General features: G+C 41.4%; 19 protein-coding genes. 3 read left to right on the top strand and 16 right to left on the bottom strand.

Features of this window, described 5'->3' with window-relative positions:
- Window positions 1-389: 389 nt before the first annotated feature.
- Window positions 390-1,364: an oxygen-dependent tRNA uridine(34) hydroxylase TrhO gene (gene trhO / locus H4683_RS07475; protein ID WP_192598230.1), complete on the bottom strand. Its 975-nt coding sequence runs from the start codon at window positions 1,362-1,364 to the stop codon at window positions 390-392.
- A 368-nt stretch (window positions 1,365-1,732) separates the two neighbouring features.
- On the opposite strand from trhO, the gene H4683_RS07470 reads away from it, so the two are divergent.
- A complete protein-coding gene (locus H4683_RS07470) occupies window positions 1,733-3,241 on the top strand; it encodes a polysaccharide deacetylase family protein (RefSeq protein ID WP_192598229.1) in 1,509 nt (502 codons plus the stop codon).
- Window positions 3,242-3,306: 65 nt separating this feature from the next.
- On the opposite strand, the gene H4683_RS07465 is transcribed toward H4683_RS07470, so the two are convergent.
- Both H4683_RS07465 and H4683_RS07460 read right to left on the bottom strand, forming a co-directional pair.
- On the bottom strand, window positions 3,307-4,290 hold the full coding sequence (locus H4683_RS07465) for an NAD(P)/FAD-dependent oxidoreductase (protein ID WP_192598228.1): 984 nt from the start codon (window positions 4,288-4,290) through the stop codon (window positions 3,307-3,309).
- A gap of 152 nt (window positions 4,291-4,442) precedes the next feature.
- Complete coding sequence (locus H4683_RS07460; RefSeq protein ID WP_192598227.1) at window positions 4,443-4,733, bottom strand: DUF6509 family protein; 291 nt, start codon at window positions 4,731-4,733, stop codon at window positions 4,443-4,445.
- Window positions 4,734-5,204: 471 nt separating this feature from the next.
- On the opposite strand from H4683_RS07460, the gene H4683_RS07455 reads away from it, so the two are divergent.
- The gene (locus tag H4683_RS07455; RefSeq protein WP_225941968.1) at window positions 5,205-6,863 is read left to right on the top strand and encodes a M3 family oligoendopeptidase; all 1,659 of its coding nucleotides are present in this window, start codon (window positions 5,205-5,207) and stop codon (window positions 6,861-6,863) included.
- A gap of 181 nt (window positions 6,864-7,044) precedes the next feature.
- Here H4683_RS07455 and H4683_RS07450 read toward each other — a convergent pair whose 3' ends face one another.
- The 6 genes from H4683_RS07450 to H4683_RS07425 all read right to left on the bottom strand — a co-directional run bounded on the left by H4683_RS07450 (window position 7,045) and on the right by H4683_RS07425 (window position 14,156).
- Window positions 7,045-8,586, bottom strand: a complete 1,542-nt coding sequence (locus tag H4683_RS07450; protein WP_192598225.1) for a GGDEF domain-containing protein — start codon at window positions 8,584-8,586, stop codon at window positions 7,045-7,047.
- 515 nt (window positions 8,587-9,101) lie between these two features.
- The gene (locus tag H4683_RS07445) at window positions 9,102-10,781 is read right to left on the bottom strand and encodes a formate--tetrahydrofolate ligase (protein ID WP_192598224.1); all 1,680 of its coding nucleotides are present in this window, start codon (window positions 10,779-10,781) and stop codon (window positions 9,102-9,104) included.
- A 104-nt stretch (window positions 10,782-10,885) separates the two neighbouring features.
- Window positions 10,886-11,869: a zinc-binding dehydrogenase gene (locus H4683_RS07440; protein ID WP_192598223.1), complete on the bottom strand. Its 984-nt coding sequence runs from the start codon at window positions 11,867-11,869 to the stop codon at window positions 10,886-10,888.
- Window positions 11,870-12,002: 133 nt separating this feature from the next.
- Window positions 12,003-12,878, bottom strand: coding sequence for a metallophosphoesterase (locus H4683_RS07435; RefSeq protein WP_192598222.1), 876 nt, complete (start codon window positions 12,876-12,878; stop codon window positions 12,003-12,005).
- The gene (locus tag H4683_RS07430; protein WP_192598221.1) at window positions 12,878-13,372 is read right to left on the bottom strand and encodes a helix-turn-helix domain-containing protein; all 495 of its coding nucleotides are present in this window, start codon (window positions 13,370-13,372) and stop codon (window positions 12,878-12,880) included. The genes H4683_RS07435 and H4683_RS07430 overlap by 1 nt, the downstream gene beginning before the upstream one ends.
- Window positions 13,373-13,670: 298 nt before the next feature.
- Complete coding sequence (locus H4683_RS07425) at window positions 13,671-14,156, bottom strand: dUTP diphosphatase (protein WP_192598220.1); 486 nt, start codon at window positions 14,154-14,156, stop codon at window positions 13,671-13,673.
- A 94-nt stretch (window positions 14,157-14,250) separates the two neighbouring features.
- Between H4683_RS07425 and H4683_RS07420 the strand changes: the two genes are divergently transcribed.
- On the top strand, window positions 14,251-14,631 hold the full coding sequence (locus tag H4683_RS07420; protein WP_192598219.1) for a sigma-w pathway protein ysdB: 381 nt from the start codon (window positions 14,251-14,253) through the stop codon (window positions 14,629-14,631).
- Between the two features lie 29 nt (window positions 14,632-14,660).
- On the opposite strand, the gene H4683_RS07415 is transcribed toward H4683_RS07420, so the two are convergent.
- The 7 genes from H4683_RS07415 to H4683_RS07385 form a co-directional block, all read right to left on the bottom strand.
- On the bottom strand, window positions 14,661-14,951 hold the full coding sequence (locus H4683_RS07415; protein WP_192598218.1) for a DUF1294 domain-containing protein: 291 nt from the start codon (window positions 14,949-14,951) through the stop codon (window positions 14,661-14,663).
- A gap of 171 nt (window positions 14,952-15,122) precedes the next feature.
- Window positions 15,123-15,482 (bottom strand): 50S ribosomal protein L20, encoded by a 360-nt coding sequence (gene rplT, locus H4683_RS07410; RefSeq protein ID WP_192598217.1) that lies wholly within the window; start codon window positions 15,480-15,482, stop codon window positions 15,123-15,125.
- A 43-nt stretch (window positions 15,483-15,525) separates the two neighbouring features.
- Complete coding sequence (gene rpmI / locus H4683_RS07405) at window positions 15,526-15,726, bottom strand: 50S ribosomal protein L35 (RefSeq protein WP_067207701.1); 201 nt, start codon at window positions 15,724-15,726, stop codon at window positions 15,526-15,528.
- A 27-nt stretch (window positions 15,727-15,753) separates the two neighbouring features.
- Window positions 15,754-16,272, bottom strand: coding sequence for a translation initiation factor IF-3 (gene infC / locus H4683_RS07400; protein ID WP_338062426.1), 519 nt, complete (start codon window positions 16,270-16,272; stop codon window positions 15,754-15,756).
- A gap of 293 nt (window positions 16,273-16,565) precedes the next feature.
- Window positions 16,566-18,500 (bottom strand): threonine--tRNA ligase, encoded by a 1,935-nt coding sequence (gene thrS, locus H4683_RS07395; protein WP_192598216.1) that lies wholly within the window; start codon window positions 18,498-18,500, stop codon window positions 16,566-16,568.
- A gap of 382 nt (window positions 18,501-18,882) precedes the next feature.
- Window positions 18,883-19,827, bottom strand: a complete 945-nt coding sequence (dnaI, locus tag H4683_RS07390; RefSeq protein ID WP_192598215.1) for a primosomal protein DnaI — start codon at window positions 19,825-19,827, stop codon at window positions 18,883-18,885.
- 1 nt (window position 19,828) lies between these two features.
- The gene (locus H4683_RS07385; protein WP_192598214.1) at window positions 19,829-21,187 is read right to left on the bottom strand and encodes a replication initiation and membrane attachment family protein; all 1,359 of its coding nucleotides are present in this window, start codon (window positions 21,185-21,187) and stop codon (window positions 19,829-19,831) included.
- Window positions 21,188-21,197: the final 10 nt, after the last annotated feature.

Genomic DNA, 21,197 nt, shown 5'->3' with positions numbered 1-21,197 from the left:
CGATGGAATTGGTCACTTCGCTTGATAATCAGTCGTTTCGGCGATGGAATTGGTCGCTCGACATGAGAATCAGTCGCTTCGGCGATGGAATTGGTCACTTCGCTTGATAATCAGTCGTTTCGGCGATGGAATTGGTCGCTCGACATGAGAATCAGTCGCTTCGGCGATGGAATTGGTCGCTTCGCTTGATAAATCAGTCGCTCGGCAGTGGGATTGGTCGCTTCGCATGATAAATCAGTCGCTTCGGCAGTGGAATTGGTCGCTTCGCTTGATAATCAGTCGCTCGGCACGAAGATTGGTCGCTTGAAGGTAAAAGGTGTGAAAACATATGCTTTTTTATCAATAAAAAAAGATCCAAACAGATTCAAATCTGCTTGGATCTTTCTCATTCACCCTACATGCACTTCATTTCTGTGTTTCTCAATCGCTTTCAAACGTGCGTCATACTCTTCCACTGTCATATCGTGTTCAACGAAATAACGGTTACGTGGATGTGTTCTGCACTCATCTGTACAGCTGCGCATATACAAATGCTCATTTTCTTCAGAACAGATGATTTTCGCGTTACATACCGGATTTGCACAGTTCACATAGCGTTCGCATGGCGTGCCATCGAAATGATCACGACCAACGATAACATGTTCCACTTGGTTGATTGGCACAGCAATCCGCTCGTCAAACACGTAACATTGTCCATCCCAAAGTTGACCTTTGGCTACAGAATCTTTTCCGTATGTGACAATGCCACCGTGCAACTGTCCGACATCTTCGAATCCTTCACGTATAAGCCATCCAGAGAATTTTTCACAACGGATTCCGCCAGTACAATATGTCAGGATCTTCTTCCCATCGAATTGTTCCTTATTTTCACGGATCCACTGTGGTAGATCACGGAAATTTTCGATGTCAGGGCGAACCGCACCACGGAAATGGCCAAGATCGAACTCGTAATCATTCCTTGCATCGATAACAACAGTATCTTCTTCCTGCATCTTCTTAAAGAACTCTTCAGGCTCTAGATAGTTACCTGTTAGCTCATTCGGATTAATGTCATCCTCAAGACTCATATTCAGGATTTCTTTACGTGCGCGCACATGCATTTTCTTGAACGCATGCCCATCTGCTTCATCAATTTTAAAAACGACATCCGCAAAATGCGCATCACTTCTCAACAACTCCATGTAAGCATCTGTCTGTTCGACAGTTCCAGAACAAGTTCCGTTAATGCCTTCTGTCCCTACATGAATGCGACCTTTTAAGTCAATTTCCTTACAACTTTTCAAATGTTCAGCTACAAACGTTACAGGATCTTCTACCATTACATACTTATAGAAGAGAAGAACGCGGTATTTACCTTTTTCCATTTTTTCCAACCACCTTGTTTTTATAATTGCATGTTATAGCAACAACCGGCTCGGATTATTCACAAATAATTGTAAACATACAAAAGCAGCCCCGCATTTGCAAAATCCGGGATGATGATATTGTACCACATGTTAAAAAAATGAAAAAGGTTTTTCCACTTCTAAAAGCTTATACTTCTTTTCTGATCAATTCAGTATATAATCTATAATTTCTGAATACATACGACTACTTGGTACACTGATTTCTTTCATGTATACTAATAGAATAGGAATATAGATACACTTCGACAAAAACTTCTATTCTTCGAAACTATTTGCTACATTTGCACGTCTAATTTTGTATAAACAGTAAAGGAGTCTTAAATTTCATGAAAAAAACACATCGGAAGCGCCGTTCTTCCTGGATCGACATTACTTTTTCAATCGCCATTATCTTTTTGACAGTGGCTGCCATCTATTTGATTTCCCAAACGACCAAAAATGAAGCTGCCCCATTACCTGACAAGAAGAAAAGTTCAGCTTCAACTCCTGTCCTTGTCGATACAATTGACTCCAATTACCCAGGGATTAAAATCGTTACAGAAACTTCGAACGATACTTACTTCCCATTCGCCATTCAATACCCGCAAAGCTTACATAACCCGTTCAATGATGAAATTGCTGGTTACATAAAAAATGCGAAGCAAAGTTATTTAGCTGCAATGGAAGAGAGTAAGCGACAAAATAGTAAACACAAAGGTGAATTGAATATTTCTTTCGAAACCCTATCCCATCACTCAGGAAACTATTCATTTGTGCTTATTGATGGACGTTTTGTTGGAGGTGCCAATGGCACGACAGAAATCCGTTCATTTCATTTGAATCCAAAAACTGGACATAGCGCAACAATTGAAGATGTATTGGGAAATGACTTGAAGAGCCTTGAGAAAATTTCTACTCTAGTTCGAGAACACTTACACAATGATTCCGAACTAAAAGACTATCTCTTCACTGAAGATGTCGCAGTAAAAACAGCGCCGATTTGGAAAAATTTCAGTAACTTCGCGCTTACGGATGAATCAATCATCTTTTATTTCGATGAATATGAACTTGCCGCAGGAGCAGTGGGACCTACCATCGTGCCCATCCCGATTATCGACGTGAACGAGTTGCTTGCTAGTGAGTTCAAAATGAAGAGAATTGGCAAAGATGCGACGACCAAAGAAGACAAACAAAAAGACAGTGAAACTGGAGAGAATGAGGAGACTACCCCTCCCGATGAAACGAATTCGCCTACAGATCAAGATGATAAAGACAACGGACAAACAGAATCCGTTGGCAAAAAAGTCGCGCTTACATTCGATGACGGACCTGATCCAAAAGTAACGATGCAAATTCTTGCCACGTTGGAAAAGTATGAAGCTAAGGCCACATTTTTCATGCTTGGAAGCCGTGTTGAATTTTACCCGCAGATTGCTAAAAATGTGCAAGAAGCAGGTCATGAACTCGCAAACCATTCATGGAATCACCCTGATTTAACAAAGCAAGGTGTCGAAAAAATACGTTCTGAAATCAATGATACATCCGCTATCATCGAAAAGGTGACGGGGGCAAAAGTGACCGGTTTCAGACCCCCATATGGTGCGGTGAATAAAACCGTTCGTGCACAATCGAACTTGAATATCGTCCTTTGGGATGTCGATACACTCGACTGGAAGCATCGAAATCCAGTCAAACTCCTTCAAAATGTGAAGGCACAAACAAGAAACGGCAGCATAATTTTAATGCATGATATCCATCAATCAACCGCTGACGGACTCGACGCTGTTCTTGCCTATTTGCACGGTGAAGGCTATTCATTCGTTACTGTTGCAGAATTGGAAAGTTCATCTGATTGAATATGTCTCTATAGAATATGAAAATGGCGTCCCCTCACAAAGGGCCGCCATTTTTTATATTCTTCTCAATCAAAAACGCTCGTACTGTGAAGCGGTTGTATTCTTGCTTTTGGGTCAATAAACGCTTTTGCATGGTTTACTGCAATGGGTGCCTCTCCAAGCCCGACAGCAATTAATTTCACTTTGCCATCATAATTCGTAATGTCCCCCGCCGCGTAGATTCCTTCGATGTTCGTCTCCATTCGTGTGTTGACCATGATGGAATTTCGGTCCATTTCAAGGCCCCACTCTTTCAACGCACCAAGAGATGAAATATTACCGTAATTGACAATCAGATGATCAACAGAGACACGTTCCTCTGTTCCATCTTTCTCAGCAATGACGAGTTCTCGAATGAAGCCCTCTGCCCCCTCAATTGATTTCACCGCACGAGACGTTTTGACTTCCACTTTTGAATCCATTAACTGATTGACACTCGTTTCATGGGCCGTAAAACGTTCACGTCGATGAACAAGCGTCACCCTAGATGCGACATCCTCAAGCATAAGCGCCCAGTCGACCGCAGAGTCTCCCCCACCACAGACAAGGACATTCTTCTCCTTGAAAACAGACAAATCCTTAATACTGTAGTGTAGCGTCTTTTCCTCGAAGTTAACTTCTTCAGCAAGACCAATTTTACGTGGTTTGAATGCCCCAATACCTGCTGTCAACAAAATTGTCCGTGTCAAGTGAATTCCTTTATCTGTTTTAAGAATGAAATGATCTCCATCACGTGTGGCTGACAATGCCGTTTCACCAAGAAGAATTTCCGGTTTCGAATAATTTGCCTGTGTCACAAGATTAGCTACGAAATCTTTCGCTAAGATTTTCGGGAATCCACCGACGTCATATATATATTTATCCGGATATAGTTCAATGAGCTGCCCGCCAAGTTGAGGCAAGCTATCTATAATTTTAACCGACATCTCCCGCATTCCAGCGTAGAAAGAAGAGAAAAGACCCGTTGGTCCCCCTCCAATAATTGTAATATCAACAATTTTGTTCTCCATATGCAGCACTCCAATAATAGTAGTCTTGTTGAAACAGATAATTGCTTCATTAGTGAGATAACTTTTCCTGGAAAAATGAAATCACCCAGTTCCTATTCTATCAGAATTGAAAAAGCGTGTACACAATTCAACTTGTGTACACGCTTTTTAAATCATTTATCACGATGCGTCTTGCAATAGTCAAGAACGATTACTTTTTCATCCTCTTCAAGTTCAAAGTCCATAATTTTTTCAGTTGCTCGATCGAAAAAGTTATAAGATACAATACGCTCTTGCTCTTGCTCTTCGTCAATCGCAAGAATTACACGAAGTCCAGTTCCACCTTCAGCATAAAGATCATCTTCTTCATCCAGTGCGAGATACAAACGGAATTCATATCGCTCACCTGTTAAGATACCTGTAGGATCATTCATTTTATCAACACTGTGTTCTGTAATTTCCATACTAAATCAACCTCTCGCTTGCAATTTGATAATCCAAAAATCAAATACGCCTCGGCGTATTTGCGCCCAGTTTTTGAATTGAGCTTGCTCAATTGACTCCTTTCAAAATCTGTGGCATCCGCCGGAGGCTTTAATTTCATTCAGCAGGGGTTTCTGAATTGTCTACGCTTTGCATTCATCCCACCACTTAATTGAAGTGGAAGAATTCTGCTGAATGAAATTAAAAAGTACCATACTCCATAGTACATCATTCCGTATCGAAAAGGGGAATCTTTAGCCCTATTATTTAATTTCTGCTGATTACAAGCTACTTTTACATATTTTTTATAAAAAATCATGATTTTCAACAACTTTCTTTTGCATTATTTCACAACTTCGTAAACAATAGAGAGGGTGAAGGTTTTCACAACAAAAGAAAAGGGGCGAATAAATGTGATTAAATTTGAAGACTATGAATATACAAAACCGGACATGGAAAAAATCAAAAACGAGTATACAATCCTCCTGCAAGAATTCAAGTCAGCAAGCTCTTATGACCAACAAAACGAAGTAATGGAAAAGATTAATGCGATTGGCAACGACTATTCGACACAGGCGAATCTCGTCTATATCCGTGCTTCAATTGATACAAACGATGAATTCTATCAGAAAGAAAGAGATTTTTTCGATGAAATCGGACCGGAGTACCAAGAACTTGAAACCGCTTACTATAAAGAGCTTGTTTCTACTCCATTCAGAGCAAATCTCGAAGAAAAATGGGGAACGCAACTATTCGCACTGGCGGATAATTCTATCAAATCATTTTCACCTGAGATCATGACACTGTTACAAAAGGAAAACAAACTTACATCCGATTATTCCAAACTTGTCGCCTCCGCTCAAATCGCATTTGACGGAAAGACACTTACACTTGCTCAGATGGGTCCTTATGCCGAATCAACGGACCGCAACGTCAGAAAATCAGCGATGGAAGCATCCTATACATTTTACGCGGACAACGGGGAGAAATTTGATACAATTTACGATGAACTCGTAAAACTTCGGCACGAAATTGCAGTAACGCTTGGCTACAAAAACTATGTGGAACTTGGTTATGTGCGCATGAATCGGATCGACTATGATGCAAACATGGTAAAGAAATTTCGTGATCAAGTACGTGATCACATCGTTCCACTCGCTAGTAAGCTATATGAACGGCAAGCTGAACGAATAGGCGTTGAGAAACTGAAATTTTACGATCAATCGCTCAACTTCCTTACTGGGAATGCGACACCTAAAGGTTCAGCCGAGTGGATCATTGAAAATGGTAAAAAAATGTATGCGGAACTTTCACCTGAAACAGATACGTTTTTCAAATTCATGACGGAAAAGAATTTATTGGATGTTGAAGCGAAGAAAGGGAAAGAAGCAGGAGGGTATTGTACGTTCATCGACAACTACGACTCACCGTTCATTTTTTCCAATTTCAACGGTACATCAGGTGATATCGATGTATTGACTCATGAAGCGGGACATGCGTTTCAGGTGTACTCTAGCCGTAATATTGGCATTCCTGAATATATGTGGCCAACATACGAAGGTGCAGAAATCCACTCAATGAGTATGGAGTTTTTCACTTGGCCTTGGATGGAATTATTTTTCAAAGAACAGACAGATAAGTACAAGTTCGGACATCTTAGTGGTGCATTGCTCTTCTTACCATACGGTGTCGCCGTCGATGAATTCCAACATGCTGTCTATGAAAATCCTGAAATGACACCAGCCGAACGGAAAGCTGCTTGGAAAAAAATCGAGAAAATCTATTTACCAAACCGTGATTACGATGGGATTGAGTACCTGGAATCAGGTGCTATCTGGCAACGACAAGCACACATTTTTGCGAGCCCATTCTATTATATCGATTACACGCTTGCGCAAATTTGTGCATTCCAATTTTGGAAACGGTCACTAGAAAACCGAGAAGAAGCTTGGAAGGATTATTTACATCTTTGCACACTTGGAGGTTCGAAATCATTCACAAAACTCGTTGGTGAAGCGAACTTGATTTCCCCATTTAAAGATGGATGTGTTGAGTCTGTCATTGGTACAATCGAATCCTGGTTGAATTCTGTCGACGATAAAGCACTTTGATAAAGAAAAGCGGAAGGTGCCTTCTAGACGCGACAGGTAGGATGGATGAAGTTTAATGCCTCCCTGCCGGAAGACTTAAAGATATAGGCGTTTTTTGCCTTTATCTTCAAGTCCGAAGCGACCCGTGCGACTAGCGCCTGGAGTTTTGACGGTCATAAAACAAAGAACGGGGCTTGTCCATTCAATTCTGGACAGCCCCGTTTTGTATATCATAGACATTGTACTGGTTTTTCCCTTTTCGTTTAGAGGTATAAAGTGCCTGATCCGCTTTTTCATACAGCGTCCGAACAGAATCCCCTTCAACTGCACAAGCAATACCAATGCTAAAAGAAACACCAATCTGAACACAACGCGGTTGTGTCGACAACGCTTCATTCATCCCACTCAAAAGTTCGGATGCGATGAGTCTGATTTCAGTTTCTTCTGTACTTGAAAACAGGACAACAAATTCATCTCCACCGATCCTTGCTGCGACATTATTAGCTCCGGCCGTATATTGTATTGTGGATGCCGCCAGTTGCAGAATCTTATCTCCTTGACTATGCCCCAGTGTATCATTCACTAGCTTGAAATTATCGATATCGATGACCATCAACGCAACCGGGCTTTTTCTTTTCGTCAATCTTTTCTTTATATCCTCTGAGAATGCCGCTCTATTTTTCAATCCTGTCAAACTATCGTGGAAAGCAAGGTGAATCGGCTTGGCGACAAGGCGGGCAATGATTAATGAGAGAACGATTGCTGCAATAATTATAATTAAAACTTGAAGAAGAAACTCATTGCGATATACCATTAGCTGATCTGTTAATTCGATATCGTTATAAACAATTTCAATAGCGCGTACAGTCGATAACCCACGTTTTTTGTTCGCTTTATAAGGGATATAACTATGTGTCACAAAGTGATTGCCTACTTTTTGTACACTTTCCCTTGGCTCTCCACTTAGTATTGCATCACGGAAAATAGGCAACATAGAAGATGATAATTCTTTAATATAAATCCCATCTTCGGGAAAGCCGAGAAGAAATCCAGCCGAATTATAGATACGTATGGTGTTAATAGCATCATATTTTCTCTCCAAAGCAGAGATGGTTTTCTTGAAATTGAATTCCTGGAAAATCTCTTTCTCCTCAAGTGTTACCCCAAGCTCCAAAAGATATTTATTGTCAGGAGTCGGTACATAACTAAATTTCTTAAGTTCACCATTGAATTGCTGCAAATCCTTCCCATCATGCGAAAAAGCATGGCCTTCTCTCCGTTGGGTCACTAATTTTGCAAGATCCGAGCAACATACTTCGAAATCCAATCCAATATCAGGCTTGAAACTACTATGTATAATCGTGTTGTCACCGTCAATAATGTAAATATCCATTCCATACCTTTCTTTCAGCTCATCGAAATTCCAATTACTGAAATCGGGATCCATGTCATACATCGCGAGCATTTCATCGGAATATATTTTCATCTGGTCTGCCATTTGGTGATCAAACAGATTATATACACTATCAAGCGTAGATAGTGACTCGATGACTTTATCTTCTGCCATTTCAATTTTTGTTTCATGCCCAATACGCACACGTTCGTTCAGTTTCCCATAATCTAATAATGAGATTACCAAAGAAATGAATAGGGAAAAAATGATTAGGATGATTGTCAATTGCAATCTAAAATATTTATTCACCCCTATTTCTCCCTTCACTTCCAATTTAACTTCATTCAGCATAATTACCCTACTTCAATAAGTGGTGAGATGAATGCAACAAGTATAGACAATTCAATGGGGTCCAAACCTCTGCTGAAATGGAAGAACTCTGGCTAAGGTTGACAAAGCGTAGTCCTATTCGTCCTACAGCAACAAAGAGGGATGAAGTTCAATCCACCAACATCTTGTTGGGCCAAAGCCTCCAGCGGATGCCATGTATTTGCTATCAGTATTATATAACTACAATTGTATCTCTTATATAAGCTAAAAGACACATATATTAAATCTTTTAACGTTTTTTTATGAAACCATTCTAATTTTTCCAGAACAAAAGCGCAAGCACCTTGCTCAGCCCCGAAAAACGCTAGAAAGCCTTAAGATAAAGGCGCTCTTCGCCTTTATCTTAAGGACTGAAGCGACTCGAAGGGCTAGGCGCTGGAGTCTAGACGACAGATCTCCAACTTGTAATTTATCCATAGTTTGAAATTTTATAACTTCCTATGCAAAAAAACTGCTTAGAAGCAGTTTTTAAGAAATCACATTAAACCTATAGCATTTCCTTCCGAGTCAATGTCCATATTCAGTGCAGCTGGCGTCTTAGGCAGGCCTGGCATCGTCATGATATCCCCTGTCAAACAGACCAAGAAGCCCGCTCCGAGCTTTGGAATGATTTCCCTTACCGTAATAGCGAACCCTTCTGGTCTACCAATCAATTTGGGATTGTCGGAAAAAGAGTATTGCGTTTTCGCCATGCAGATAGGCAACATATCCCAGCCATTCTTTTCGATTTCCTGAAGGTTCTTCAATGCCTGATCCGTGAAGACAACGCCACTTCCACCATATACTTTCTGGACAATTGAACCTACTTTGTCACTTACGGATTGTTCGACACGATAGAGAGGTGCGAAGTTATTCGGTTCATTCAACAAGCTTAGTACCTCTTGCGCCAATGCGACACCACCTTCTCCCCCATGCTCCCAAACATCGGTCAATGCAATACGCACTTTGTTCGTTTTACACCATTCCATAATCGCTTCCAGTTCCGCAGGCGAATCCGTTATGAAACGATTTAGAGCGACTACAGGCTTAACACCAAAGGCAAGTATCGTCTCGATGTGCTTCGCCAAGTTCTCCATACCATTCATGACCGCTTCTACATTTTCTCCAGCTAATTTCCCTTTTGGTACACCCCCATGCATCTTTAACGCACGGACGGTAGCAACAAGGACAACAGCATTCGGAGCAAATCCTCCTTGGCGAGCTTTAATATTCATGAATTTCTCAGCACCCAGATCCGATCCAAATCCCGCTTCCGTAACAACAATATCAGCCAACGAACGTGCCGTGTTTGTTGCTATTAACGAGTTACAACCATGCGCAATGTTTGCAAATGGCCCCCCGTGGATCAAAGCAGGTGTTCCTTCGATTGTCTGAACAAGATTGGGCTTGAAGGCTTCTTTCAAAAGAAGCGCCAGTGCACCTTGGACACCGAGATCGGAAACGGTCACAGCTTCTTTGCTATACGTATAGCCGATAACAATCCGGGAAATTCTTTCTTTTAAATCATCTAGACTTATTGCTAGACAGAATATCGCCATGATTTCAGAAGCAACCGTGATGTCGAATCCGTCTTGCCTGGGTACTCCTTGTGTAGGACCACCAAGTCCAATCGTGATATTGCGAAGCGCACGGTCATTCATGTCAAGAACACGTTTCCAAGTGATTCTACGTGGATCAATTTGCAGCGCATTCCCCTGGTGAAGATGATTATCAATTAGTGCACTGAGGGCATTATTAGCCGTTGTGATGGCGTGAATATCACCGTTGAAATGTAGGTTGATCTCTTCCATCGGTAAGACTTGTGCATATCCACCGCCTGTGGCTCCGCCTTTCATGCCCATGACGGGACCAAGAGAAGGTTCACGTAAAGCAATCATCGTCTTTTTCCCAAGCTTGGACAATGCATCAGCCAAACCGACTGTAACAGTCGATTTCCCCTCTCCTGCTGGCGTTGGACTAATTGCAGTAACAAGGACAACTTTCCCGTTCGCACTATCTCGTGGTAGCTTGGAAACATCGATTTTCGCCTTGAATCTGCCGTACGGTTCAACTGCCTCTTCCGGAATACCAGCCTTTTCAGCAATCTCCCAAATCGCTTTCATCGTTGCCTTTGATGCAATTTCTAAATCTGTTAATGGAACAACTTTTTCTGTCAAATCTGCCCCCACCCTTCATGCCTTTAGTATACCTCACATTCACATAATATTCCAACACACTTTATGATTTCTAAAGTACTTTCCTATTCAGTAGAAAGCCGCCTTTATTTATAAATGCTTAATGCCACTTTACCAAAATGTCGGCTTTCTTCAACATGTTCAAACGCTTCCAATGCGTCGTCTAGTTCGAAAACTTTATCAATGACTGGATGCATCCTATATTTTTCAATATATGCCATCATCTCACGTAGCTCTTCCCGACTTCCCATCGTCGAACCAATTAATTGGTACTGTCCATAGAAAAATGCACGCAAATCCAAGTTGACTGTATCCTCTGTCGTTGCACCAAACACGACCATTCGACCACCTTTTTTCAATACATCGAGAGAACGGTTAAAAGTTGCCCGTCCGACACTATCGATAACGAGGTCAATCTTTTCATCTACTAGCTCATTTTTCCAATCGGCATTCGTATCCAACGCAACATCTGCCCCTAACTCCAGCGCTTTTTTCCTTTTTTCTGCATTCCGTGACGTCACAATGACACGAGCACCTCTATTTTTGGCAAATTGAATAAGAAACATTGCTACACCACTACCCGCTCCGGGAATAAAGACGGTTTCCCCTGCTTTCAACTCCCCTTTTGTAAATAAAGCACGATAACCCGTCAGTGCAGAAAGAGATAGGACAGCAGCTTCCTCCCATGATAAAAACGCCGGTTTCTTTTCAATCTGCTCTGCAGAAATAACAATCTTTTCAGCAAAGGTGCCGTTATCAGGCATCCCAAGAATATCAAAATCTTCCGGTGGCACATCACTGTTCGCATACCAGCGGAGCGCAGGATTGATGATCACTTCATCCCCCACTGAAAACGCCATTACCCCTTCACCAATCGACTCGACAATTCCCGCACCATCGGATCCCAATGTCAATGCATTCATTGCACTGCCTCTTCGCACAGGTATGTATAGATCACGTCGGTTCACCCCTGCCGCACGGAGCGCGACAACAACCTCACCTATTCTCGCAATCGGCTCCTTCATTTCACCGATTCGCAACCTTCCCTCTTCATGAACAAATGCTTTCATAACTCTCATCCTCCCTGAAAATATCATCGAGATACTTCCTACATCATACACAAAAATAGTATAGTTTCCACATTTCCCACACTAATGAACGCAAAAAAAACACAGGGGCCATTTGCTCACTGTGTTTCCTTTGTTAATTCTTTTTTCGTAATGTCACAACAATGATTTCCGGTTGATTAAAAAGTCGTATTGGAACGATACTGTTCCCCAAACCTCTACTGACAACCATTCGATTACCGTGCTTTTCATGGATACCCGATGTATATTTCGGGAACCATCCCTGTCCTGGAGAGACGAGACCGCCGATTCCTGGAATCCTAAACTGGCCTCCATGGGCATGCCCGCTAAACGTCACGTCAACTCCATGAGCGGTGTAGATATCAAATGATTCGGGACGGTGCGATAGCAGTATTTTGAACATATCATCGGGAACATTTTTAAACGTCTGTATGATTGAAGCTTCAACTACCTCGTCATCTTCCAGACTGCTCGACAGCGGATCCTCAATTCCTCCAATCGCGATATCGCTACCCGGGAACGATTTTATGATATGTGCTTCATTGGATAAGACAATGACACCCAACTTCTCTAGTCTATCTTTGATGTGTTTCGAATCACCCGTGGCAATTTCATGATTGCCCGTCACATAGTAAATCGGCGCCACGAACTGAATTTCTTCAATTAGACGGAGACTTTTTTTAAGATTATACCGATTGCTGTCGATAAAATCTCCAGTGATGAATATCGCACCAGGAGTAGCCATTTTCACTTTGTTGACAAGTTCAATATGATTATCCCCGAATTCCGCATCATGCAAATCCGAAATCTGGACAATCCTGAAAAGGTCAAATCCTTTAGGAATTTTATCTGAAACGACTTCATAGTGAGTCATGCCTACCGTCGTATTTTGTCGATGTATAAAAAGTACGACGAGAATTAGCACGATAATGCGGAGAAGCCAGCGAATTCCACTTTTCCGTTTGCCGCTAGTTGTTTTCTTTACTTCCATCACATCCAGCGTTTTTTTAACTTTGCAAGCTCTAATAGTTCAAGCACATCTTTTTTTGGTAGCTCCGTCAAAATTTCAAACAATTCCCTCTCAGCAAGTCTCCTGCCTTTTCCGCTTCTATATTGGTCTTTATTTAAAGCATCTACCTCAGTGTATAATTCCTCCGTACGACTTGGCTGTTTATCTGGTTCATCATCACGCTTAATATTCTCTCGTAGTTTATCAAAAAGCATATCACTATTTGAAGAACCCGTACTTTTAAACGCATTTGAAGTATGTCGATTGCCAAGGATTAGTTCATCAGTCGACACATTAAAACGTTCCGAAATTTTCGCTATCCAAGCAGCTGACGGAGCATTTTTCCCTTTTTCCCAATCCTTTATTCTACTTGCTGATGTCCCAATCGCCGCACCAAATGCCATCATTGATAGCCCACGTTGCTCCCGTAATGTTTTCAAACGTACACCAAAGTCCTCTTTATTCCAATCGTTCACATTTACTCCCCCTTGATCTTTCATTCTCTATCTCTATTATTTTTTATTTTACTGATTATGTCAACACATTTTTATTTTTCCATAAAGAAAGACTTCCATATGTGCGGAATATTCATCAATCGTTAATGGTTCTAAGATTTTCTAAAGTATTGAAATAGTGGTCTTGTAACGTACAAAATATATAAATGTCGACGTTGCCAAGACTAATAGTTCATCCAATCATCGACATGAAATCGTGCTTTAGACTGCATTTCTTCGACCGTAGGGACCCTTATAGTCAAATGCGGGATAAAACTTGTTAATAACCTGTTTTCTGACGATCATAGTTTTCTTCATTTTTCTTTATATATGCATTTATGATATCTTCATTGGAGAAACCAAGTTTTTCAGCTATCGCCCCATAATGAATCCAAATCTGTTTATACGCATCCATGGTAAGTTCTAATAGAAAACTATGAATCACACCAGTCGTTTTCAAGAATAACTGGGTTAAATCCCCTTCTACTTTTCCTTCAGGCCATTTTACAAGCGTGTCAAATCCTTTTTCAATACCTAGGGATAGGAGGAAATGAATGGAGTCCACGTACTCTTCCAATATCACAGCATCATCCGACGGCCCTTTTAAGCTCCAAAATTTAAAACAACGAGTTTCATTCGCGAGTTCTGCAAGCTCGATTAGAAGTGCTAATCCTTTTTCTTCGAAAACTCCAGTCTGTTTATCCCGATTATTTTGGATAAATGAATCCAGTTTACTCTGCATAGAAAATAATTTTGTCAATTGCATGAAAAAACCTCCACTAATTTTCGACTTTTTTGAAACCAAATTGTCTAGTCATCCGTATATGAGAGTAATAATTATTTAATTAGGGGGTCCTACTATGGGATTACTGATCCGCTTCGTTATCATCACCTTTATCGTTTACCTGTTCTACCGCGGGATTCGTTATCTATTAAACCCGAAGCGTAAGCTTGACGAAGCCTATGAAGAAGAGAAATATTTCTTTTATGATGATGTGAAAAATGTACGAAAAAACTTCTTCATTACGTACAAAGGTGCATTATTTGAAGGCGAAAAGTATTTGGGAACAAAAGATGATTCAATTGATGTTGTATCCATTTTCATTTGGGTAAAAGATGAAGCAAAACTTCAAGGATTCACGAAGGACGATTTTTATTTCCTGTCTTCCGAAGTCCTCTCTAACTACTCGAAAGCCCAAATTAGTTGGAAAAATCCGATTGAAGAATTATTAAGTACATGACTGAAGCCTGTTGTTTGAACGGGCTTTTTTTATACCTCCTTTACTCCCGACAAGTTTAAACCAAGAAGGTAAAGGATACCGATTCCGTGAGCAATTGCTAAAACAAGGAATCCAATTCGAAATGATGTATGTCTCGTCTTATGCCGGAATGTCTGCATACCGAAGTAAGCCCCTATTCCACCCCCAAGCAATGCCAATAGCCATAAACTTTTTTCTGAAATACGTTGTCCATGTTTTTTTGCCTGACGTTTGTCAAATCCCATTGCGACAAAAGCCCACACCGACATGATAAGGATCCAAATAAGAATCACAGTTTGCATTTCTTATCACCCTCTTTCTCTATCGTCATTTTACACCAAATATGAATAATAATGAAAGAAAAACCATTGAATTGTACTATAAAAACTATGAAACAAACAACCATTTCATCAAAAAAGCCGCCTTGCACCCAGATTTTCTCTGGGCTGCTTCGGCAGCTTAACTTGTCATTCTTATTTTTCGATTGATTTTTTTGCTACATCTGTAAGTTGGGTAAATGCTTGAGCGTCAGTCACTGCAAGATCAGCAAGCATTTTACGGTTAACATCGATACCAGCCACTTTTAAGCCGTGCATAAGTGTGCTATATGACAGTCCGTTTATGCGTGCAGCTGCATTGATACGTGTAATCCAAAGTCTACGGAAATCACGTTTTCTTTGACGACGGTCACGATATGCATAGTTAAGTGATTTCATGACCTGCTGATTTGCGACTTTGTAAAGTCTATGTTTTGAACCATAATACCCTTTTGCTAATTTCAATACTCGTTTATGACGTCGGCGCGTCACCGTTCCACCTTTTACGCGTGGCATAGTTCATTACCTCCTGCTTTTCTGTTCGATTGTTTGTTGATAATTATTTCATGTAAGTGATCATTTGGCGAATACGTTTGAAGTCGCCTGAAGAAACAAGTGAAGCTTTACGCAGGTGGCGCTTCGCTTTTGTCGGTTTGTTCGCAAAAAGGTGACTTGTGTACGCACGGCCACGTTTCAGTTTACCACTTCCGGTTTTTTTGAAACGTTTCGCTGAGCCGCGGTGAGTTTTCATTTTTGGCATGATCTGTTCCTCCTAAATCTTTCGTTGTTACTCTTTCTCGGCAGTTGGTGCAAGCACTAGGAACATGCTGCGACCTTCCATTTTCGGTCTTTGTTCAACCGTAGAAACGCCTTTACACGCTTCTGCAAAGCGATCAAGGACACGCTGTCCGATTTCCTTGTGCGTAATCGCACGTCCACGGAAACGGATAGAGCATTTCACTTTATCGCCTTTTTCAAGGAACTTGACGGCGTTACGTAATTTCGTTTGGAAATCATGCTCGTCGATAGTCGGACTTAACCGAACTTCTTTGAGTAGAATGATTTTCTGATTCTTACGTACTTCACGATCCTTCTTCTGTTGCTCAAATTTGAACTTCCCATAGTCCATGATACGAGCTACTGGGGGTTTCGCTTGTGGAGCGACAAGGACGAGATCCAAATTCACACGTGTGGCAATTTCAAGCGCCTCTATGCGGGATTTGATACCTAGCTGTTCACCGTTATGATCAATGATTCGCAGCTCGCGGGCACGGATGCCCTCGTTGACGTACATGTCTTTGCTAATAGTAATCCACCTCCGGATATTGTCTCGCGAATACATGGTTTGGGTATACCGACCATTCGGGCGGACCCACAGGTTCATCCAATAAAAAAAGGTAGACAAATTTGATTTGTCTACCCGCGTATGTGTACGTGCATCAAGATGCACGGCACGTTCACTCATGTGTTAACCTGTTAACAACGGTTAGGCGTCAATCAGGTGAGAAGCGGGTAGCCTCTTCTTATACCACAAACTGTATTCAGTCATTACTAACCTTATTTACTTTATCATAAGATAAAAAGATTGTCAACGACTTATTAAATAGTTGATACTTCATCTTTCAATTTAGCAAGAAACGTGTCGAACGGTATGCTTTCCGATTTCTGTTCGCCATATTTACGGACATTCACTTCGCCACTTTCGACTTCTTTGTCACCGATAACGAGCATGTATGGCACTTTTTGCATTTGTGCTTCACGGATTTTATAGCCTATTTTTTCTTCACGGCTATCAATGTTGACACGGAATCCCGCAGCAATGAACTTCTCGCGCACGTCATTGGCATAGTCGAAATGAACATCCGGTGATACCGGTATTACTTCAACTTGAACGGGTGCAAGCCATGTTGGGAATGCCCCTTTATATTCTTCAATAAGAAATGCGACGAAACGTTCCATTGTTGATACTACACCACGGTGAATAACAACTGGACGATGCTGTTTACCATCTTCGCCGACATATGTCAGGTCGAAACGCTCTGGAAGAAGGAAATCGAGTTGAACTGTCGACAATGTCTCTTCCATACCGATAGCAGTTTTCACTTGAACATCGAGTTTCGGACCATAAAATGCAGCTTCCCCGTCCGCTTCTACATAATCCAATCCGAGTTCATCCATCGCTTCTTTCAACATGCCTTGCGCACGATTCCACATTGCATCATCATCGAAATATTTCTCTTTATCTTCTGGATCACGATAAGAGACACGGAATGAGTAATCCTCAATGCTAAAGTCTTTATAGACGCCGATGACCAGTTGTACGACACGTTTAAACTCTTCCTTGATTTGATCGGGACGAACGAATATATGTGCGTCGTTCAATGTCATTCCACGAACCCGTTGCAGACCGGATAGTGCACCAGACATTTCATAACGGTGCATCGTTCCTAGTTCTGCGATACGAAGCGGTAAGTTTCTATATGAATGAATGCCATTTTTGTAAATCATCATATGGTGCGGACAGTTCATTGGGCGAAGGACGAGATCCTCGTTATCCATGCTCATTACAGGGAACATGCTATCTTGGTAATGATCCCAATGGCCCGATGTTTTATAAAGTTCCACGCTTCCTAACACAGGCGTGTAAACGTGATCATAGCCGAGTTTTTGTTCTTTATCGACGATGTAACGTTCGATGATGCGTCGGATTGTGGCTCCTTTAGGCAACCATAGAGGTAAGCCTTGTCCTACTTTTTTTGAGTTCATGAAAAGATCGAGTTCTTTACCGATTTTACGATGATCACGTTCTTTCGCTTCTTCAAGAAGTCGGAGATGTTCTTGTAAATCTTCTTTCTTAAAAAATGCAGTTCCGTAAATCCGTTGTAGCATTTTATTATTTGAATTACCTCGCCAATAAGCGCCTGCGATGCTTAGCAGTTTGAATTCCTTTAATTTCCCTGTAGCAGGGACGTGAACACCGCGGCAAAGGTCAAAGAAGTCGCCTTGTTCGTAGATAGATACTTGCTCGCCTTCAGGAATTGCTTCCAAAAGCTCTAGTTTATATTCATCGTCAATCGCTTTGAAACGCCTTTCCGCTTCTGTGCGAGATACGTCGTGGCGGATGATCGTGTTATTTTCACCAATAATTCTCTTCATCTCTTTTTCAAGTTCAGGCAAGTCTTCCGCCGTGATGGGTTGCGGAGAATCGATATCATAATAAAAACCATTCTCTATAGTGGGGCCAATACCTAGTTTCGCATCTGGGAATTTCCGTTTCACTGCCTGCGCAAGCAGATGGGCTGTACTATGACGTAAAATTTCAAGCGCTTCAGGCGATTGGGGTGTGATAATTGCAATTTCGCCGTCTTCCTTAATCGGCGTTTTTAAATCAATTAGATTGCCACTGAACTTTCCTGCCAACGCACTCTTACGTAAGCCTGGGCTAATAGAAGCTGCCACATCTTCCATTGTTGTGCCTTGCGGGAACTCCTTCACCGCTCCATCCGGAAATTTTAGCTTAATCATGTCTATCATTGTCATACACTCCTTTTATCTTTTCTGAAAAACAAAAAAGCCCCATCCCTGGAAAGGGACGAAGCTTTCGCTCGCGGTTCCACCCTTGTTCCTTCAATCCAACTAATAGTCATTTGGATTGATGAAGCTTTGCATCGGCTAACGGACCGGAACCGTCGACAGTTACTTTGAAAGTTCACCATCGCTGCTCTAAGGTGGTAAATCGATTATCTGTCCTTAAAGGGCTTCCAGCCAATGGCCCCATTCTCTGTAGGTTGACAAATCGACTATTGTCCTCATCACTGCATTTCAGATTATTAATTAAAATCGAGTATACGCCTGAATTCAATTAAAAGCAAGCCCCTTATTCAAAACCCGTCGAAAATCTCCACGAATTTGCTCTTTATTTTCCACGCCTATTTTCCCCTTCAAGTTGCACTGGGCTACTGATCATACGTACCCTTTCCATAATCCGTGCAGCTTTCACCACTTCTTTTTCACCACGTTGTGTATAGGTTAAGTGATGCTCCAGTTCATCGTAACTAAGGTTTGACGTGAAAAATGTTGGCAGTTTTTCAGCCATCCTAAATTGCAAAATTGTTCCGAGCACCTCATCACGTGTCCATGCAGACATTGTTTCTGCACCGATATCATCGAGCATGAGTACTTGCGCATTTTTCACGAATTCAATTTTTTCATTCAGCGACTGATCTTGGATTGACTGCTTCATATCCCGTAGAAATTCCGGAACATAAACAGCAACTGTACGGATTCGTCGATTAGCTAGTTCGTTTGCCAATGCGCCTAGGATGAACGATTTACCTATTCCAAATGGGCCAAAAAAGTATAGTCCACGTTCCGGAAGTGTACCGGTTTCATCATAGACATTCAAAAAGTTTTTCGCTGAACGGACAGCTGTCACCCTACTGTCATCGTAAAATATATCAATATTTTGAAGTTTTGCTGCCATGACATCTTTTTGCATATACATGCTGTCAACCATCCGTGAAATAGCGCGTGCATCCTCGTCTAGGAGTTTACTCGAACATTTTATATATTCCACATCTATAAGTCCACGTGATAGGACTAATTTCGGTTCAAAACCTTTCAGGAGGTTCGTACAACCTATGAGGTCCGAACATTTTCCACAATCATGGGAGGCAGTGGCATATTCGTATAATTTACCTAAACTACGGTCTACAACGTCTTTGTCAATTTCGTCTGAATGGTCCGACAGAAATTGTTGAACGCCTGGACTCCCCATCACTTCATTGCGCAGTTCTTCATAACGCGCAGCAAAAGCGGGAGCTTTGACAACCCGTTTCAATGTTTCACTTATCGGTTCCAATTCATTTCACCCCGTTTCCTGTGACTCCTAGTTCCTCCAAAAGTTTACGACGTTCTTCTGAGATGTCAGTCGCTTGTTTAGCAGATTTCTCCTTTTGTTTATCGTCTTTTTTATAAAACCATTCCGGCACTTTCTCTTCACGAGTCGGTTTCCATTTCGCTGTCGGTTTCTGTCCTTCATTTTTCCATTGGATATATTGGTCATGCTCTTTCCTTGAAATCTCCATTGCTGCCCTTACCGTCTGCACTTTTTTATTCATCCAATGGGAGGCAATCCGCTCAACATACTTGTTCGTGATTTTCCCATCATTACGAAGATGAACATATTGGAGAAGTACATTGACTACGCCCACTGGCAAGTCATGGGTATTGACAAGCCTTTCAGCAAGCTGAACATCAACAGATAGAGGTTCCTTGCCATTAATATCTCGAAGCATTTCAATAGGTGCAGTATTTTCAAGATAATCTACCAATTCATCATCTCGCGTCAAAAGTTCTGCTTGTTTCTTCGGAACTTCTTGGACATAAACTTTATGAAGTATCGGCGCTTCTTTCGAAACGTTCATTTTATAAAATTCAGCAGCGGCTTTTCGTAATCTCTCATCCGGTAACTTAAGATCTTCATCAAGTGCCATCATGATAACTTTCTGCATATCAAGCGAGGTCAGTGAGTAAAGGAATGCGAGTTTTACTATCGTTCCCTTCGAAACCGATGATAATGCAGTTTTGGGAACCATCTGCTCGGATAACCCTGAACGAAGAAGGTCAAAGTCGAAGTCCGAATTCAAAAATGGGACGCCTTTAGGTTCGTTTCGTCCTTCGAATTGCATTTCTCCAAAGTTTTCTATGCTATACCCCTGTTGAATGGGCGTGTATACATCAAGAAATGTCCGTGAAACATCTTCAAATCCCTTTTCATATCGAGCATCTAGTGAAAATCGGGTTCTTAAATTACGATAAGACTGCTCTCCGATTTTACTGAAAAGAAATGTCGATAATAGCGGATCTGCAAAAAAAGCCTTAGCATCCAAAGGTGGGAGTAGCTCATAAACAAATGCCCTTTCATCGTTATCTTTCTTCCTGTATGTACGCAATAATCCGATTGCTTCAAGAGAGATACGCGCTTCAAAAATCGTACCAAGCGGCATCGTTAAAATATTCATAAGGTGGTAGTGATTGTACTCATGTCTGGATTCCTGTTCGGCATCTGCCCAAAGCGTCATGAAAAAACTCATCGCGCCTGGGCCGATAAGTGGTTGATAAAATAATGTGAGGAGTTGCCGATCGTAATCCGAAAACGGATGTAGCAACCTAATTTTATATGCATCTACCGGCTGTAATTCTTTGTATAGGACTGTCATCGGAACCCCC

The organism is Sporosarcina limicola (assembly GCF_014873855.1).
In the GTDB taxonomy this organism is placed as follows: domain Bacteria; phylum Bacillota; class Bacilli; order Bacillales_A; family Planococcaceae; genus Sporosarcina; species Sporosarcina limicola.
This window is presented reverse-complemented; position numbering and strand designations above follow the sequence as displayed.

Bases quoted from the DNA above. Each gene is read 5' to 3' on its own strand.
- trhO (WP_192598230.1), bottom strand. From the start codon at position 1,364: ATGGAAAAAGGTAAATACCGCGTTCTTCTCTTCTATAAGTATGTAATG.
- H4683_RS07470 (WP_192598229.1), top strand. From the start codon at position 1,733: ATGAAAAAAACACATCGGAAGCGCCGTTCTTCCTGGATCGACATTACT.
- H4683_RS07465 (WP_192598228.1), bottom strand. From the start codon at position 4,290: ATGGAGAACAAAATTGTTGATATTACAATTATTGGAGGGGGACCAACG.
- H4683_RS07460 (WP_192598227.1), bottom strand. From the start codon at position 4,733: ATGGAAATTACAGAACACAGTGTTGATAAAATGAATGATCCTACAGGT.
- H4683_RS07455 (WP_225941968.1), top strand. From the start codon at position 5,205: ATGGAAAAAATCAAAAACGAGTATACAATCCTCCTGCAAGAATTCAAG.
- H4683_RS07450 (WP_192598225.1), bottom strand. From the start codon at position 8,586: ATGCTGAATGAAGTTAAATTGGAAGTGAAGGGAGAAATAGGGGTGAAT.
- H4683_RS07440 (WP_192598223.1), bottom strand. From the start codon at position 11,869: ATGAAAGCATTTGTTCATGAAGAGGGAAGGTTGCGAATCGGTGAAATG.
- H4683_RS07435 (WP_192598222.1), bottom strand. From the start codon at position 12,878: ATGGAAGTAAAGAAAACAACTAGCGGCAAACGGAAAAGTGGAATTCGC.
- H4683_RS07425 (WP_192598220.1), bottom strand. From the start codon at position 14,156: ATGCAATTGACAAAATTATTTTCTATGCAGAGTAAACTGGATTCATTT.
- H4683_RS07420 (WP_192598219.1), top strand. From the start codon at position 14,251: ATGGGATTACTGATCCGCTTCGTTATCATCACCTTTATCGTTTACCTG.
- H4683_RS07415 (WP_192598218.1), bottom strand. From the start codon at position 14,951: ATGCAAACTGTGATTCTTATTTGGATCCTTATCATGTCGGTGTGGGCT.
- rplT (WP_192598217.1), bottom strand. From the start codon at position 15,482: ATGCCACGCGTAAAAGGTGGAACGGTGACGCGCCGACGTCATAAACGA.
- rpmI (WP_067207701.1), bottom strand. From the start codon at position 15,726: ATGCCAAAAATGAAAACTCACCGCGGCTCAGCGAAACGTTTCAAAAAA.
- thrS (WP_192598216.1), bottom strand. From the start codon at position 18,500: ATGATAGACATGATTAAGCTAAAATTTCCGGATGGAGCGGTGAAGGAG.
- H4683_RS07385 (WP_192598214.1), bottom strand. From the start codon at position 21,187: ATGACAGTCCTATACAAAGAATTACAGCCGGTAGATGCATATAAAATT.